12 protein-coding genes are annotated in these 15,489 nt (G+C 68.1%); 4 read left to right on the top strand and 8 right to left on the bottom strand.

Annotated elements, in window-relative coordinates; all coding sequences use genetic code 11:
- Positions 1 to 2: 2 nt before the first annotated feature.
- A complete protein-coding gene (locus tag ABZV40_RS34650) occupies positions 3 to 665 on the bottom strand; it encodes a YdcF family protein (protein ID WP_355451373.1) in 663 nt (220 codons plus the stop codon).
- A gap of 25 nt (positions 666 to 690) precedes the next feature.
- The gene (locus ABZV40_RS34645) at positions 691 to 1,767 is read right to left on the bottom strand and encodes a hypothetical protein (RefSeq protein ID WP_355451370.1); all 1,077 of its coding nucleotides are present in this window, start codon (positions 1,765 to 1,767) and stop codon (positions 691 to 693) included.
- 69 nt (positions 1,768 to 1,836) lie between these two features.
- Here ABZV40_RS34645 and ABZV40_RS34640 point away from each other — a divergent pair, with 69 nt between their 5' ends.
- The 3 genes from ABZV40_RS34640 (at position 1,837) to ABZV40_RS34630 (ending at position 3,941) form a co-directional block, all read left to right on the top strand.
- Positions 1,837 to 2,418 carry a hypothetical protein gene (locus ABZV40_RS34640; RefSeq protein WP_355451367.1) on the top strand — a complete coding sequence of 194 codons (582 nt, stop codon included), beginning with the start codon at positions 1,837 to 1,839 and terminating at the stop codon, positions 2,416 to 2,418.
- A 70-nt stretch (positions 2,419 to 2,488) separates the two neighbouring features.
- Entirely contained in the window at positions 2,489 to 3,118 is a 630-nt protein-coding gene (locus ABZV40_RS34635; RefSeq protein ID WP_355451364.1) for a hypothetical protein, read from the top strand.
- A gap of 40 nt (positions 3,119 to 3,158) precedes the next feature.
- A complete protein-coding gene (locus ABZV40_RS34630) occupies positions 3,159 to 3,941 on the top strand; it encodes a DUF5753 domain-containing protein (protein WP_355451361.1) in 783 nt (260 codons plus the stop codon).
- A gap of 59 nt (positions 3,942 to 4,000) precedes the next feature.
- Here ABZV40_RS34630 and ABZV40_RS34625 read toward each other — a convergent pair whose 3' ends face one another.
- From ABZV40_RS34625 to ABZV40_RS34605, 5 genes are all read right to left on the bottom strand, one after another.
- Positions 4,001 to 4,780, bottom strand: a complete 780-nt coding sequence (locus tag ABZV40_RS34625; protein ID WP_355451358.1) for an intradiol ring-cleavage dioxygenase — start codon at positions 4,778 to 4,780, stop codon at positions 4,001 to 4,003.
- A gap of 69 nt (positions 4,781 to 4,849) precedes the next feature.
- A complete protein-coding gene (locus ABZV40_RS34620; RefSeq protein WP_355451407.1) occupies positions 4,850 to 5,137 on the bottom strand; it encodes a MarR family transcriptional regulator in 288 nt (95 codons plus the stop codon).
- Between the two features lie 110 nt (positions 5,138 to 5,247).
- Positions 5,248 to 7,629: a TIM-barrel domain-containing protein gene (locus ABZV40_RS34615; RefSeq protein WP_355451355.1), complete on the bottom strand. Its 2,382-nt coding sequence runs from the start codon at positions 7,627 to 7,629 to the stop codon at positions 5,248 to 5,250.
- Positions 7,626 to 8,984 (bottom strand): glycoside hydrolase family 28 protein, encoded by a 1,359-nt coding sequence (locus tag ABZV40_RS34610; RefSeq protein ID WP_355451352.1) that lies wholly within the window; start codon positions 8,982 to 8,984, stop codon positions 7,626 to 7,628. Before ABZV40_RS34610 ends, ABZV40_RS34615 begins: the two co-directional genes overlap by 4 nt.
- A gap of 43 nt (positions 8,985 to 9,027) precedes the next feature.
- Entirely contained in the window at positions 9,028 to 10,452 is a 1,425-nt protein-coding gene (locus ABZV40_RS34605; protein WP_355451349.1) for a glycoside hydrolase family 28 protein, read from the bottom strand.
- 281 nt (positions 10,453 to 10,733) lie between these two features.
- On the opposite strand from ABZV40_RS34605, the gene ABZV40_RS34600 reads away from it, so the two are divergent.
- On the top strand, positions 10,734 to 11,579 hold the full coding sequence (locus tag ABZV40_RS34600) for a helix-turn-helix domain-containing protein (RefSeq protein ID WP_355451346.1): 846 nt from the start codon (positions 10,734 to 10,736) through the stop codon (positions 11,577 to 11,579).
- On the opposite strand, the gene ABZV40_RS34595 is transcribed toward ABZV40_RS34600, so the two are convergent.
- A complete protein-coding gene (locus ABZV40_RS34595; protein ID WP_355451343.1) occupies positions 11,564 to 15,292 on the bottom strand; it encodes a S8 family peptidase in 3,729 nt (1,242 codons plus the stop codon). The genes ABZV40_RS34600 and ABZV40_RS34595 overlap by 16 nt on opposite strands.
- Positions 15,293 to 15,489 lie beyond the last annotated feature (197 nt).

Below are 15,489 nucleotides of genomic sequence, written 5' to 3'. Positions count from 1 at the left end.
CATCATCGCAGCACACGGCTGTCAAAGCCTGCTTCAAGCAGGCGGTCGTACGCGGCCAGGATGTCGGCCGGGACTTCCTGCTCGACGGCGAATCCCTGTTTCGGATACTCGATCACACGCTGCAGGTCGCCCACGAGCATGTCGATCACCAGTTTTCCGTCCCCAATGGACTGAACGTAATCATGGAACTCCAGCGGCTCCGATGCGCAGGTCACCCTCACCTCCGGCCACACCTTGCGGCAGGTCGCGTAGGCGCGGCGTTCCATGTACGGCTTGGAAATCAGCAGCAGCGAGCGCGGCTGGTGGCCGTGCTCGGCCAGCAGCTCTCTCGAGAGCGAAACGTTCTGGCCGGTGTTTCCCGCCTTCGGTTCGACCAGAATGGAGGTGTCCGGCACGCCGAGAGACATGGCATGTTCGCGGTAGTGCACCGCTTCGCCGCGGGGGAATCTGGCTGCTGTGGTCGGGCTGTTGCCGCCGCTGAACACCAGGACGGGGAACAGACCGGAGTGGTACAGCTCAGCCGCGAACGTGGCCACACCCAGGTCGTGGCTCCCCAGCCCGATGGCCGCGTCGGCAGGGCGGAGCTCGTGGCCCATCTGGTGGTACTGCCAGATGCCCTCGGCGTCGCGCCACTGCTGTTCGGTGATGGTGCCGGGTTGGACCACGGGTGATGCACTCCTCGCAAGTCGGTCAGTTCGCGCGCTCGAAGACGCTTCGGATGCCCTCGATGCTGGAGAGCTGGTGCGACATGCCAAACGTACGGGATGTGTCGGCAGCTTCGTCGAGGAGCCGCAGGCCGGTCTCCGACGTGGCTTTGTCGGACAGCAGGATGTGAGCATGTGCCGTGTCCAGCCGGACGCGTTGCATAGGTGAGTCTGTGGAACGGTTGGCAAGCGCGACGTCGATGTGCCGCAGCGCGGTGCCGAGGTCGCCCGTGCCCCGGTGTGCCAGCGCCAGTTTCTGGTGGGCGACAGACCAGTCATCAGGCTCTTCCAGCTCCTCGAAGCGCTGTATCGCCTCGTCCATGATCGTGATGGCGTGGCCGTTCTCGCCGTCCTTGCTGAGCGCCGTACCGACCCACAGCCGGGCGCGGGTGCGGTCGCGGGGGCTGAGTCGTCCATCTTCAGCCAGCAGCTCGTACTTGCGGGCAGCGGACTCCAGCTGGCCGCTCATTTCCTCGACGACGGCGAGCGACAGCTCTACCTGCGCTCCGCGCCGGGGTACGGCCAGGTCGTGGAAGAGCTGCTGCGCCTTGCGGTAGGTCTGCCGCGCCGACAGCGGACCCTGTATGTCGCCCTGATCACGTTGCAGGTCGCCGAGCAACACGAGCGACCGGGCGTGCAAGTACAGACCGTGGTTGTCGAGAGTTCGTGGGTCGAAGCGGCGGAGCCAGCGGTCGACCAGGCTGGCGGCGAACTTGAAGTCCTGGCGCGCAAGGCAAGCGGCGGCCCGTCCGAGGTCATCGGTCCACGTCTCGTAATCCCATTCACGGGGTGCGCTGCGGTAGTAGTCCAGCGAGGGGGCATCGCCGTCCTGACGCAGCAACAGCTCGAATCGCTGCTTGGTTCCAGCGTCGGCCGTCGAGAGCGCCGTGTCCAATATGGCCTGCATGAAGGGGCGTGGTGTGGTCTCGGCACCGAGCGCTTCCCACTTCGTGACTGTGCGGATACCGACACCCAGGCGCTCAGCAAAGGTACGCACGCTCAGGCGCAGGGCACGACGTAGTGCCCACGCCTCACGGCCTGTCCAATGAGCCAGCGACTCCATTTCGGCACCCTCCTCCGACACCTATGCAACCACCTGCGCTGGGTGTCACGCACCGGAAGTGCCACGGAAGTGCCACACCCGTTCATTCCGCGCCAGACCGACAACGACCAGGCTCTTCAGCAGATGCCTGAGCCTCCACGGCATCTGGGCGTCATCCAGGACAACGACGGACGAGCAAGCCGGTGGAACATGACGGACAAGGATTCGAGAGCCTTCCAGGCGCTTCAGCAAACCTGTGCTCAACCGCCCCGCTTCCGTGAAGAGTCCGGTTGTGACCCGCTGGTCTACGGTTACGTCCGTTCGACCGAGCGCCGACGGAGTTACATCCATGCCTGCCGCCGTGTGCTCCTGGGCTTCTGTGCTTCCGAGCGACTGAGGCTGTGTGGGGTGTTCATCGACCAAGGCGTCGGACCCGACAGTGTGGTGCGTCCGGGCTTCACCGGATTGTGCGATGTGTTGCGACTGCCGGATTCTTTCGCAGCTGTGGTGATCGACACTCGGCACCTGTCGCTGGACACGCAGGTAGCGGCGCTACTCGCTCAGCAAGTCCGCAGTACCGGGGCGCGTCTCGTGCTGGTGCGGAAGCCGCGGGGCGAAACCGCGTCGGCGACGACACCGAACGACTGCGTGGTGCCCCAGTGGTGGCAGTGACCGCCTGAACAGGCGGATGGCTCGCCGGAACTGTCTTCCCGCTGTTGGCTGTCTGCAGAGATGAGGATCTATGAATGGCGTCATCGCGCCGTACATCACCACGTGGAGCGTCGAGCAGGAGCTTCCTTCTCGTCTGGTGGAGCGGCCCGGCTGCGGCGTGGGCTACGCGGATGAGCTGCTCGGCGACCGGGACGCCAGGGGCGTGCTGTGGCAACGGCCGGCCGTGCGCCACGGTGTGGGCAAGCCTGAGTTCGGCAAGGTACATCCGCTGAGGCAACGGCGGGCGATGCGCAGGCTTCTGTGTCAAGTCTGCGCGGGACCTGCGGACCAGAACGACGGGGGCGTGCTCTGGCTGCTGCGTGACCACCGAGGCGACTGGCCTGAGTGGCCGGAAGGCATGGCCTGTACCGAGCCACCGGTCTGTGCGCCCTGCGTCGCCCTCTCTCTGCGGCTGTGTCCGGCGCTGTGCTGTGGTGCTGTTGCTTTTCGCGTCCGTGCGAGCGAGGTCGCAGGGGTCCGCGGAGCGCTTTACCGGAGTGGCAGGTTCGGACCTGTCGCGGTTCGGGACGTGAACCTGGCCTACGACGATCAGGACATCCGGTGGGTGGTCGCCTCGGCGCTCATTCGTGAACTCCGGGGTTGCACCTTCGTGCCGCTGGCGGAACTCACCGAGGGACACGCCGCAGTTCAACTGCGGTGAAGGCAGCGGTGCGCCACCGAGGAACGGAGTTGCCGACATCATGAGCGCCTTTCCCAACTACCAGGCCAACCTGGACCGCCGAGCGGTGAGTCGAGCACTGCAGGCCTGGCGGCGTGACGCGGACTGCATGAGCAATGCGGCGTTGGCAGCCGCGGGTGGCTGGTCGGCAGCCAAGATGTCCATGATCCTCAACGCGGTCAGCCCAATCTCCGAGGCTGACCTGCTCACGCTCGCCATGATCTTGAAGGCGGAGCCCAGGCAGCGGGAACTGGCTTACAACAGCTTGCAGCGCGCTCGCAGTCCGCGGAAGTGGGACGGTGGGCCTTGTCTCGGCTGGGGCTTGGACGAGCTCGAAGCGGAAGCGATCGAGCTGCGCGTGGTGGCGGGTGAACTGTTGCCGGCACTGCTTCAGAGCCAGGCCTACGCCGGGGCGGTTCATGCTGCGCAGGCGGCTGTTCTCGCCGAACATCGGCGGCCGTACAGCCACGAGCTGCGACAGGCGACGTTGAGCAGGCTTGGCGGTGTGACGCCCCTGCGGGTGCACGTTGTGCTGGGCGAGGCTGGGCTGCGACGCACGGTTGGCGGCGCACAGGTGATGGCTGATCAACTGCTGTGGTTGGTTCAGCTTTGTGGGATGGAGAGCGTCAAGGTGCAGGTCGTGCCGGACGTGCTCGGGGCGTTTCCGGGGTTGGGATCGGCTTTCAACTGCCTGTCGTTTCTGGAGCGGCAGTTCGAGGACTTGGTGGCGATCGACCTGCCCCACGGGACGGTGTGGCTGGAGCAGAGGAATCGGAACGTGTGCCCTACGAGCACACGTTCTTGAAGCTTCAGGACGTGGCGTTGCCGGAGGTGGAGTCGGTGGAGTTCATCGCGGAACTGTGGCTAGCCCTCAACCGCGAAGGTCAGTGACGCCGTGTAGCCGGACTGGACGTTGCCCGACATCGTCGCCATCTGGTGCTCGACCCCGTCGCGGAACACCATGTCCTGCTTGAGGGACGTCCGCGACAGGTTCTGGACGCTCTGCGTGTACCCGGTGGTGCCGTAGACCTCCTTGCAGGTCGTCTCGGGCAACGCGAGCTGCGAGGTCGTGATCTTGTTGCCCGCCTTGGTGGCCTCGGCGAGCGACGGGTAGACCTCGAAGTGGACGTGCGGCCAGCGTCCCGAGTACGCGCCGGGGAAGACGCTGACGAACTTGAGCTTGCCGGAGGAGTCGGTCTCCTGCACGCCGCGCAGGAAGTTCTCGTTCTTCACGCGGTCCGAGTACATCGAGTAGTCGCCGTTGATGTCGCAGTGCCACAGGTACACGGCGGCGCCCGCGTACGGCTTGCCGTCGGCCTTCTGCACGGTCAGCTCGATGTTCAGCGGCACACCTTCGGCCGTGCGCGACGAAGAACCGAAGCTGGAGCGGATGTCCGAGCGCACGATTCCGCTCTGGCTGAGGGCGTTCGGGCCGTTCGAGCCGTCACCGGGGTACGGACCGGCGGTCTCCTCGGGAATCGTCTCCGGCGCGCTCCCGGAACTGGTGGTGGAGGCCGTCGTGGTGGTCGACGGGGCGCAGGCCACGAGGGTGAGGCCTGCGCCGCCGAGCATCGTCAACGCCCGCCTGCGCCCGATGAGCGTGGCGAGGTCGAACTGGAGGCCGCGGTGGTGGTTGTCGGTCATGGGTACAAGGCTGCGGCTGCTTCCTGTGTGCCGCCTGTGGCGCGGCTGTCTCCTGGCTGAGTCGGGAGGTCAGCGATCCAGTGCGCGCAACAGCTGGTCGCGCAGCCGGTCACGTTCCACATCGGACAGATGTGCGAGCGGCGACTCGCGAGACACCCGGTCGAGCAGTTTCCTCCGCAGCTCCTCGCCCTTGCGCGTGAGCACGAGATGGCGGGCGCGCCGGTCGTTCGGGTGCGGAACGCGGTCGACGAGGCCCTGCGCCTCCAGCCGGTCGATCACGAACGTGACGTTGGACGGCTCGCAGCACATCCGTTCGGCCAGCTCGCGGGTGGTGAGCGGGCTACCGAGGTCACGGATCGCGTTCGCCTGCGGCAGGACGTTCCTCGTCGCCGGCGTCGCGTACCTGCTCGCCGTCGCCCTGGTCCTGCGGTTCGTCCGCGATCGAGGGCAGTCGGGGCCATGGCGGTCTACCCTGAGGTGGAAAGCAGCACGGTGCTGAAACCGTTTCGGGGATTGAGCTTCAGCACCGTGCCGCCGAACGTGCCGGGCGTTGAGGAGACAGACGCCCAGCCCGTTGCCTTGCCGCGCAGCTCCTCGACGGTCGACGCCGGTAGCGGCTTGCCGTCGATCACCACGCGCGTCACGTCCGCCGGCACCATCAGCTGCGACTCGGCGGGCGCGTCCCGCAGCGTCACCAGGAGGTGCTTGCCGAACGACTTCACCTGCAGGTTGCCGAACCGGCCGTCCGCCGTGGGCGCGACGAGCCAGCCCGCGCGGTCCTTGCGGTCCAGGTCGTTGACACCCCACGGCTTCGCCCAGACGTCCGGCGTGCGGAAGTTGAACGGCATGGCGGCCGAGGCCCGCAGGTACAGCGGAAACTCGTCCAAAGTGGCCTCACGCGTGATGGTTCGCCCACCGGAGACCCGCTCACCGGAGAACAGGTCGATCCACTCGCCGGACGGCAGCCACACGTCGACCGGCGTCGGCTTCCCCGCCGCGCCATCGGCCTCGGCGCGATCGGCGGTGACGGGCGCCGCGAGCAGGTCCGGTCCGACCATGAACTGCTGGTCGGCCTTCCACGCCTCGGCTGCGGCGGGGTACTGGAACGCCATCGGCTGCGTGATCGGCGTGCCGTCGCGGGAGGCGCGGGCCGCCTGCGCGTACAGGTACGGGAACAACTCGTAGTGCAGCACGGCCGCGCGGCGGAACCGGTCGAACGTCGCCGTGTCGTACACCCACGGCGTCGAGTTGCGCCCGGCGCTGCCGATCTCGAACACCGGCGACACCGCGGACATCTGGGACCACCGCACGAACAACGACTCCGACGGGCCGCCGCCGAGGTTGCGGTAACCGCCGGTGTCCGAGCCCTGCACCGGGTGGCCGGAGATCCACGAGTTCATGCCGCGCCGGGTGGACAGCCGCAGCCCGTCGAAGCTCATGTCCGCGTCGGCCTGCCAGAACCCGTGCAGCAGCGTGGGCATGCCGTCGCCGCCCGCGCGGAACAACGTCGTGTAGTCGTCGCCGTGCACCTTCCGCAGCGTCTTCACCACGGATTCGGCGTACAGCAACGGGTACTGGTTGTGGATCAACGTGCCGGGGCCGCCGGCGAACGTCGTCTCCTCGAAGTTGTGCTCCTCGCCGCGGTCGCCCTTGACGAAGTTCACGCCCATCCGGAACACGGCTTCGAGCTTGGCTTCGTAGTGAGCGCGTGCCACCGGGTTCGTGAGGTCGATGTCCCACACGTTCGTGCGGTCGGACTGCACGAAGGAACCGGCGGGATAGTCGTGCGGGCATTCCTTGCCGTCCGAGGTCTTGGCCAGGAACGGCGCCACCCACACGCCCATGTTCACGCCACGAGAACGCACCCAGTCGATCGTGCCCTGCGCGTCCGGGTACATCGTCTTGTCGAACTTCAACGCGCCGATGCACGCGTAGGTCGGCCGCGCGCCCTCAGGTCCCTGCTCCCACGGGTTGTCCACCCACAGGGTCGAAAGCGGGACCCCGCGCGCCTGGAACTGCGTGACGTCCTCGACGACCTCGTCGGAGCTGTTGTACTTGTCCCGCCACTTGGTCAGCGCGAACTGCCGCGCGGGTGGCAGCGTCGGCAGGCCGGCCTTCCGGAAGTACGCCGTGTTGACCTGCGCCGGCGAGCCCGCGTAGACCTCGTAGTCGAGCCGGGAGGTCTTGAAGCACAGCTGGATCCGGTCGGGCACGCCGAACGTCACCGGGCACGGCGCGGGCTTGTCGCCGCAGTGGTCGTCGGGGAGTGCGCCGGGGAACGCCGTGCGGCCGATGGCGCGAGTGTCCGCGTAGACGCCGTAACCCGCGCTGGAGATGAAGAACGTCGAAGGCGCGCCGTTCTTGTTGCACTTGCCGAACGCCGACGCGCCGACGAACACGGCCTTGTTCAGCAGCACACGTCGTTGCAGGTCAACGAACATAGCGTGCGCGCCACCGCCGAGGAAGTGCTCCTCCAGCGACCCGGTGAGGTTCGCGGACACCTGCGCGACCCCGGTGGCAGGCTCCAACGTCCATCCCACGCGCAGGCCCCGGGGAGTGCGGGTCACGACCACGGAGGCGGTCCTGGACGCCTCCGTGGTCGCCACGACGTACCGGACGCCGCCGGGAACCCGTTTCTGCGCCACGACGTTCGTCAACGAGTGCTGGGTGCCGTCCGCGAGCCGGTAGACCGTCTCGCGCTGGCCGGTCAGCGTCCGCCGGCCGTCCTGGAAGTCCAGGGCGAACGGGGCGTTCACGGCCTTCCACGACAGCCCGCCGTGAGCCGTGGCGATCGGTGCGCCGGCGGAAAGCCCGGCAGCGATCAGCAAGAGCGTCAGCAGGTACCTCATGCCGGCACCACCCCGTTGATCGTCGTGTTGCGGAACACCAGGTTGTCGGTGTTCTCGATGAGGTTCGGCTCCGCGATGGCGGTGAACGTGGAGTCGGTGATCTGCACGTTCCTGATGTGCTGCTGGGGGAAACCGCGGAAGCACGCCGCGAGCTTGCCGCCGCTGATCCGCATCCGGTCGACGGTCACGTTGTTGATTTGAGGGAAGAAGCCCTTCGTGCCGCCGTTCTGGTAGTACATCGAGACGAACAGGACCTCGCGCTCGACGTTCTGCCCGAAGACGTTGCGGAGGTGCACGCCGTCGATCACTCCGCCGCGGTCCTGATTGGTCTTGAGGTAGAGCGCGTGCTTGACCGGGTAGCGGCCGGGGAAGTCCGGCGCGTTGATCTCGCAGTCGCGGCAGAAGACCTTCGAGACGCCACCGGACGTCTCACTGCCGATCGTGATCCCGCCCCACCGGCCGGAGAACTTGCAGCGCTCCACCACGACGCGGGTGGACGGGATGCCGACCCGCCGTCCGTCGGCATCCCGTCCTGACTTCACCACGACGCAGTCGTCGTTGGTGTCGAACTTGCAGTCGTGCACGTGCGCGTACGACGACGAGTCGATGTCGACGCCGTCGCCCTGCGAGTTCGTGGAGTAGAACTCGACCCGCCGCACGGTGATGTTCTGTGAGAAAACGAAGTGCAGCGACCACATCGCCGGGTTGCGGAGGTGCACGTCCTCGACGAGCAGGTTCCGGCAGCGGAAGAACTGGATCATGTTGGGTCGCATGTTCCTGCCGACGCCCAGGATGCGTTCCTCGACCGGCACGCCGTCCTCGCCCCACTGCCGCAGCAACGGCGTGGAACCGGCGCCCCAGCTCGCCCACGTGCCGGAGACGGCGTCGCCGTCGATGGTGCCGGGACCCGTGATCGCGATGTTCTTCTCTTCGAACGCGTAGATGAACGGCTGGTAGTTGTAGCAGAGCGTGCCCTCCCAGCGGGTGAGCACGAGCGGCAGGTAGTCGTTGGGGTCGGTGGAGAACTTGACCGTGGCGCCTTCGCCGACGTGCAGCTCCACATCGGACAACAACCTGATGCCGCCGGTGAGGAACGTGCCCGCGGGAACGACGACACGTCCCCCACCGGCCTGGTGGCACGCCGTGATCGCGCGGTAGAACGCCTCGGTGTTCTTGGTGAGGCCGTCACCCTTCGCGCCGTACGCGGTGACGTCGTAGTCCTTCCCGCGGAAACGCGGTGGGCAGATGCGCGCCAGGATCAGCGGCACCTCCCGCCACGGGTCCCGGACCAGCACGGGTTCTGCGGCCGCCACGCCTGCGGAGAGCAGGAGACCGGCGGCCGTCAGGCCGGACACGCGCGCGAAATCACGACGTGACAAGGACACGGGGCTTCTCTCCTCAGACCTTCTTGCCGTTGATGGTGACGTTCGTGAAGGTGGTGCCGTCCGCGTTCTTGATACTGGGTTTGGCCGTGGTCACGCCGGTGAAGGTGCTGTTGGAGATCGTCACGCCCCTGATGTGCGACTCGGCCAGGCCGTCGAGCGTGACCGCGGTCTTCTTGACCTCGTCGACGGTGAAGCCGTCGGCGGTGATGTTCTGCACCTTGGGGTTCACGATCGGGCCGTAGCCGGGGCCGGTGAGGCTGTAGTTCAGCGTCACGTTGATCGCCTCGCGGTCGACGTCGCTCGCCTTGATCCGCCGCGCGTGGATGTTCTCGACGGTGCCGCCGCGCCGCTTGTTCGTCTTGATGTACAGGACGTGGAACGGTTTGTAGGACGAGCCCTTCTTCACCGTGCAGTCCTGGAAGAACACGTTGCGCACGCCACCGGACATCTCGCTGCCGACCGTCAGCGCGCCCCAGCGGCCCTCGAACGAGCAGTTCTCGATGACGATGTTCTCGCTCGCCACGCCGACGCGTCGTCCGTCCACGTCCCGGCCCGCCTTGATCGCGATGCCGTCGTCACCGGTGTCGAACCGGCAGCCGGTGATGTGCACGTACTGCGAGGCCTCGGGGTCGCAGCCGTCGACCATGCCGCCGCGGCTGTAGACGAAGATGTCGCGGACCGTCACGTTGGTGCACAGCACGGGATGCACGTTCCACATCGCCGAGTTCCGCAGCTGCACGCCCTCGATGAGGACGTTCCTGCACTCGTAGAGCGTGACCATGTTCGGCTTGAGGTAGTGGCCCAGGCCGAACCTGCGGTCGGTCACGGGTTTGTTGTCCACGGCCCACTTCTGCAGCTGCTCCCAGTCGGGCTGCCGCTTGTCGTCGTAGTCGAACCACGGCCCGGACGGGCCCTGGCCGTCGATCAGGCCGGGGCCGGTGATCGCGATGTTCTCGGCCTTGCGGGCGTAGATGAACGACGAGAAGTTCATGCACTCGATGCCCTGCCACCGCGTGTAGACCAGCGGGTAGTCGTTGGGGTCGGTGGAGAACTTGATCGTGGCGCCGTCGGAGACGACGAGGTTCACGTTGCTCAGCAGGGTGATCGCGCCGGTGAGGAAGCTGCCCTTGGGCACGACGACCTGGCCGCCGCCCGCCGCGTTGCACGCCTCGATGGCCTTCTTGAACGCGTCGGTGTTCTTCGTCTTGCCGTCGCCCTTGGCGCCGTACGCGGTGATGTCGAACTTGGCGCTCGGGAACGTGGGCGGAACGATCTTCGCGAGGATCGCGGGCACCTGGTCCCACGGCGACTCGGCCATCGGGATCGCGGCGTGTTCCTCGGCCGACGCCAGGGGTGCGTTGAGGAACGCCCCCGACAGCATCGTGACACCGGCGGTGGCGCCGGCGACCTTGAGGAAGTCGCGGCGGTTGGTCTCCATTGGCCGTCCTTTCGCACGCGTGCGTCGGTACAACAGCGGGCGGCGGCGGCGAGTTCACAACGATGAAACGGTGTTGTAAACCTTTTCAGGGTAGTCTGCACCTCGTTCCGGCCCCGCGTCAACGGCTGCCCGAAGTCGGCATACTGGGTTGTGTGCTCGGATTGCGGCCGGCGGAACTCGCGGTTTACGAGACGCTCGTGGACTCGTACCAACTGGGTGTGACGGAGCTTTGTCTTGCCACAGAACTTGCTGAGCGGCCTGTTCGCGCCGCGCTGAGGTCCTTGACCGATCTGGGTTTCGTCCACCAGGTCAACGGACTGCACACGGCCGTCGCGCCGGACGTCGCGCTGGCGACGTACTTCCTGCACCGCGAGGACGACCTGCGCCGGGACCGGTTGCTGGCCGGGGAGCTGCAGGTGCGCTACGAGCGTGCGGCCGGTGTGCGCGCTCCCGCGGACCTCGTCGAGGTGGTGCACGGGCCCGAGGCGATCTCGCGGCGCGTCGACCAGGTGATGCGCACGGCCCGGCAGGAGGTGTGCTTCGTCGACAAGCCGCCGTACGCGAAGCCGCCGACGTCGTTGCACCCGGTGGAGGAGGAGCTGCTCAACCGCGGCGTGCGGTTCCGCGGGATCTACGAACGTCAGGCGCTGGAGCTGCACGACCTGCGCGCCGACCTGGAAATGGGCCTGTCGCTGGGAGAGGAGGCGCGGGTCGTCGCGGTCGCGCCGACGAAGATGATCCTGGCGGACGCGAACCTCGGCCTGATTCCGTTGCACAGCACGGAGACGACGCTGGAGAGCGCGGTCATCGTGCACCGGTCGGCGTTGCTGGACTCGCTGGGCGCGCTCTTCGCGCGGTTGTGGGAGGACGCCGTGCCGCTGTCTCTGCCGGGACAGCCGACGTCGAACGAGATGTCGATCGCGGACGCGCGGCTGCTGGCGCTGCTCGCGACCGGGCTGCCCGACCGCAGCATCGCGAAGCAGCTCGGGCTGAGCTACCGGACGTTCCAGCGGCGGCTGCACCGGCTGATGACCGAGCTGGGCGCGCAGACCCGTTTTCAGGCGGGTCTGCGCGCCGCGGCCAGAGGTGCTAGTTCCCTGCTCCCACCACCTCAGCCACCGGAGTGAGTCCGGAACGCCGTCTGCATGGTCTGCGTGACCGTGTTCCCGGCGCCGTCGCGGGCGTCGGTGCGCAGCCACACGTCACCGCTGGGCTTGTCGATCGTGACCTGCCAGCGGTCGCCGTCCGGCTGGACCGCCGCCTGCCGCCACGTCACGCCGTCGGCCGACCACTGCACCTTCACCACGGTCACGGGTGCGCTGTTCGTCGCGGACACGTGGTAGACGAACGGCTTGTCCGCGGGCGCGGAGTTGGTGAGGTCGAGCGGCAGGTCGTGCCGGAGCTGGATGAGCGGCTGGAACTGGCAGGTCGGCTGGCCCTGGTGGCACATGTACCCGCGTGGCGGCGGGTTGAGCGACCGCTGCGACTTGAACGTCCACGTCGTCTCGGTGCGCGGGGCCAGGGTGAACAGGATCGGGTTGACGGCACCGGCCACGGCTCCCGGCGCATGGGTTTCCACCGTCTCCAGCCGGTAGCTGGCCGGGTCGGGTGACATCGGGAAGGTCGGGTAGTACGCGAGCGGTTCCTGGTTCTGCGCGACCTCGCGGTCGTTCTCGAAGAGCCTCACCTTGGTCGTCGTGAAGTACTTGCTGTTCTGGTAGGGGTTCGTGTAGTGGCCGGGACTGTCGTCCGTCCACTGCAGAGCCGGGATGAACGTGTCGCCGGTGCGGCAGTTCGAGCAGAGCTGCCGCCACGAGTCGCCGGCGGCGGGGTAGCGGGCCGGGTGGTCGGACTGCAGGTCGATCGCGGTGCTGTGCATCGGGCCCGCGAACCACCGTTCCACGGCGGGCGCCTGGCCCGTGCGGAACAGGTTCTCCTGGTACATCGTCATGGCCGCGCGGGTGCCCTTGGCGTCCGTGCCGCTCAACGTGACCGAGCGCTTCCAGACGATCCGGTCGTCGCCGGGGCCGATGTACTCGTTCCACGCGGCGGGCGGGGTGAACGCGGTGCCGCGCAGGATCTGCGTCTGCCACAGGCCGGTCGGGAACGGGTACCACGTCTTCTGCACGGTCAGGCCGGGCTTGTCGGCGTGGTAGGACGTCCTGCGCAGCACCAGTTTCGCCGGGTCGACCGTCGCCCGGTGGCTGGCGGGGATGCCGTTGGCGTCGAGGTAGCTGAGGTTGAACACCGACTCCGGCGTGGCCTTCACGCTGAGCTTGATCGCGGTCTGCTTCGCCAGGAACTCTCCGTCGGCGTTGCTGACGCTCAACGACGGCAGCGCGGTGCTGGCGAGCCCGGTGAGCGCCAGCGCGTTCGACTGGTCCACATAGGACAGCAGCGCCTTCTTGCCCTCCTGCGCCGCGGCGGTCGCGGCGGCGTTGGCGGCCTTGACCATGTTGGCGGGCGTGTCGGGCTTGATCTTGACGACCTTGATGCCGTCGGTGAGGTCCCCCGGCCACTTCGCGGACAGCGCGGCGACGTCGCTGTCGGCCGCGAGCGTCCGGCCGCCGGAGGTGAGCGTGACCGTGGCGGTCTGCAGGGTCACGTTGTCCTGCAACGAGATCGCGCCCTGCTTGGCGGCGGCGGTCGGGGTCGCGCGGATCTCCCACGGCGCGGTGCCGAGCACGGCGGCGGTCTCGGTGATCAGCGGCTGCTTCTCGCCCTGGGCGGGCAGCACGCGGCGCATCGTGACGGTGCGGTCGCGCTGCTCGGCCGGACCCGGTGGCACGACCTCGATCGGCACCGTCTTCTGGCCGTCGAGCGAGACGTCCTTGGCGCCGGAGACGGTCAGTTCCGGCGCGGCGAGCGCCGACCAGCGGCGGACGCCCGCGGTGTTCTCGGTCGCCCAGCTCACGGCGGAGTAGCGTCCGCTCCGCACGTTCGTGACGCCTTCGCCGTTCACGACGTCGAAGACGTAGTCCACGGTGTTGTCGAACGGGTCGTTGACGTTGTCACCGCCGTTGGAGTCGTCGATCAGCTGCCCGAACGCGGGCGCCGGCGCCTTGCCGGCGGTGTCGCGGACGTGCACCGACACCGGGAACGTCTGCGGCGCCTCGTAGACGCTGACCGGGGTGCGGAGGGTGGTGCCGGGACCGGTGGCGGTGACGGTGCCGCCGTAGACGCCGGCCGGACCGGCCTCGGGGTCGAGGGTGAGGGTCGCGGAAGCCTTGCCGCGGGCCGGAACCGTGAGCTTCGCGGTGCTGAGCTTGAACGCGGTGGTGGGTTTGCCGTCCCAGCCCTTCGTGCCGGCGGCGAGGTCGAGGGGCAGGGGGGTGTCGGAGTCGTTGGTGTAGGTGAGCTCGCGGGTGAGGGTGCCGCCGGTGCCCTTCTCGTACCGCTCGAAGCTCGCGGACGCGGTGGCGGTGGCCTTCTGCGTGACCGCGCGGGCCACGTCGAGCCGTCCCGCACCCTGCTCGTACCACGACATGCCCACGTCGGCCGCGCTGGTGACCAGTGCGTTCTTCAGCATCTGGCCGTTCCAGTCCGGGTGCTGCTGCATCAGCAACGCGGCGGCGCCCGCGACGTGCGGGGTGGCCATCGAGGTGCCGGACGCCGCGGTGTAGAGGTCGGAGACCGGAGCGCCCATCGACGTGCCGGCGGCGCGGGCGGCCACGACGCCGACGCCGGGCGCGTTGATCTCGGGCTTCACGTGCGCGTCGCCGATGCGCGGGCCGGTGCTGCTGAACGGGGCCAGCTTGTTCTGCCGGTCGACCGCGCCGACGGTCAGCGCGGCGGCCGCGGCACCGGGGGAGGCGACCGAACGCCCGGCCGGGCCGTTGTTGCCCGCCGCCACCACGAACAACACCCCCGTCTCGGCGGAGAGCTGGTCGACCAGTGCGCTGAGCTCGTCGGACCCGTCGGTGACGTCACCGCCGAGGCTGAGGTTGACGATCTTCGCACCGGAGTGCGCCGCCCAGTCGATGCCCGCCATCACCTGCGAGGTCGCGGCCTCGCCGGCACCGTTGAACACCTTGGCGATCACGAGCTTCGCGGCGGGAGCGACACCCTGGTACTTACCGCCGGAACCGCTGCCCGTGCCCGCGATGATCGAGGCGACGTGGGTGCCGTGACCGTGCCGGTCGACGACGTCCGGTTCGTCGGAGAAGTTCTCCGCGGCGGTGATCTTCGAGGCGACGTCGGGGTGGTTCGCGTCGATGCCCGTGTCGACGACGGCGACCGTGACACCGGTGCCGTTCAGCCCGGCCGCCCACGCCGTCGGGGCGCCGATCTGCTTGGTGGTCTGGTCGAGCGCGAGGTGGATCGGCCGGTCGTAGAGCAGCCGCGTCCCCGATTTCGCGCTCATGTCCAGCGTGCGCCAGAACTCCTGCGCCTTCGCCTTCTCCACGCGGATGCCCGACGCGCTGAGGCTGCTGATCCTGGTGTGCGCGCTGGCGGAGAACCCGCCGGTCATGAGCACCGGGACCGTCGCGGTGCGGTCGTCGGACTGGCCGGTGCGGACGAGTTCGGTGACGTTGAAGAGGGTGCGCTCGACGGTGCCGGACGTGACGGCCCCGATCGCGTCGGAGGGGTAGACGTAGAGACCTTTGGCCGTTGTCATGGTGTGGAAGACGGGTGGTTCGCCTTCTCGCGGCGCGGCGTGGATCTGCGCGGTCTTGCGGCCGTCGGCGCGTTCGGTGTAGTCCACGACGTCGCCGGTGATCAGCGTGATCCGGTGCGACGCCTCGGATGTTTGGGCCTGCGGTGGTGGTGACGCTGCGGACGCCGGTGGTGCTACGAGCGTGGCCGCGGCGATGGCAAGTGCCAGAACGTGTCGAAACACGGCGCCCTCCCTGTGATCAGTTCACAGCAGGATGAGGGGCCGGAATTCCTTGCGGAACAGGGGAAAGCGGCGGTTAGTCGCCGTTGGCGACTTCGCGCCACACGCAGAAGGGGGGCCGCGGCCCGCGCGGGGGGGCGGCCCCGCGGCCCCGCGGGCCCCCCCGGGCCGGGGGGGGGTGTGTGTTGGTTTGGTTGGGG

The organism is Lentzea sp. NPDC004782 (assembly GCF_040609115.1).
Lineage (GTDB): Bacteria > Actinomycetota > Actinomycetes > Mycobacteriales > Pseudonocardiaceae > Lentzea.
The sequence above is the reverse complement of the archived record's forward strand: the minus strand, read 5'-3'. Positions and strand labels throughout refer to the sequence as shown.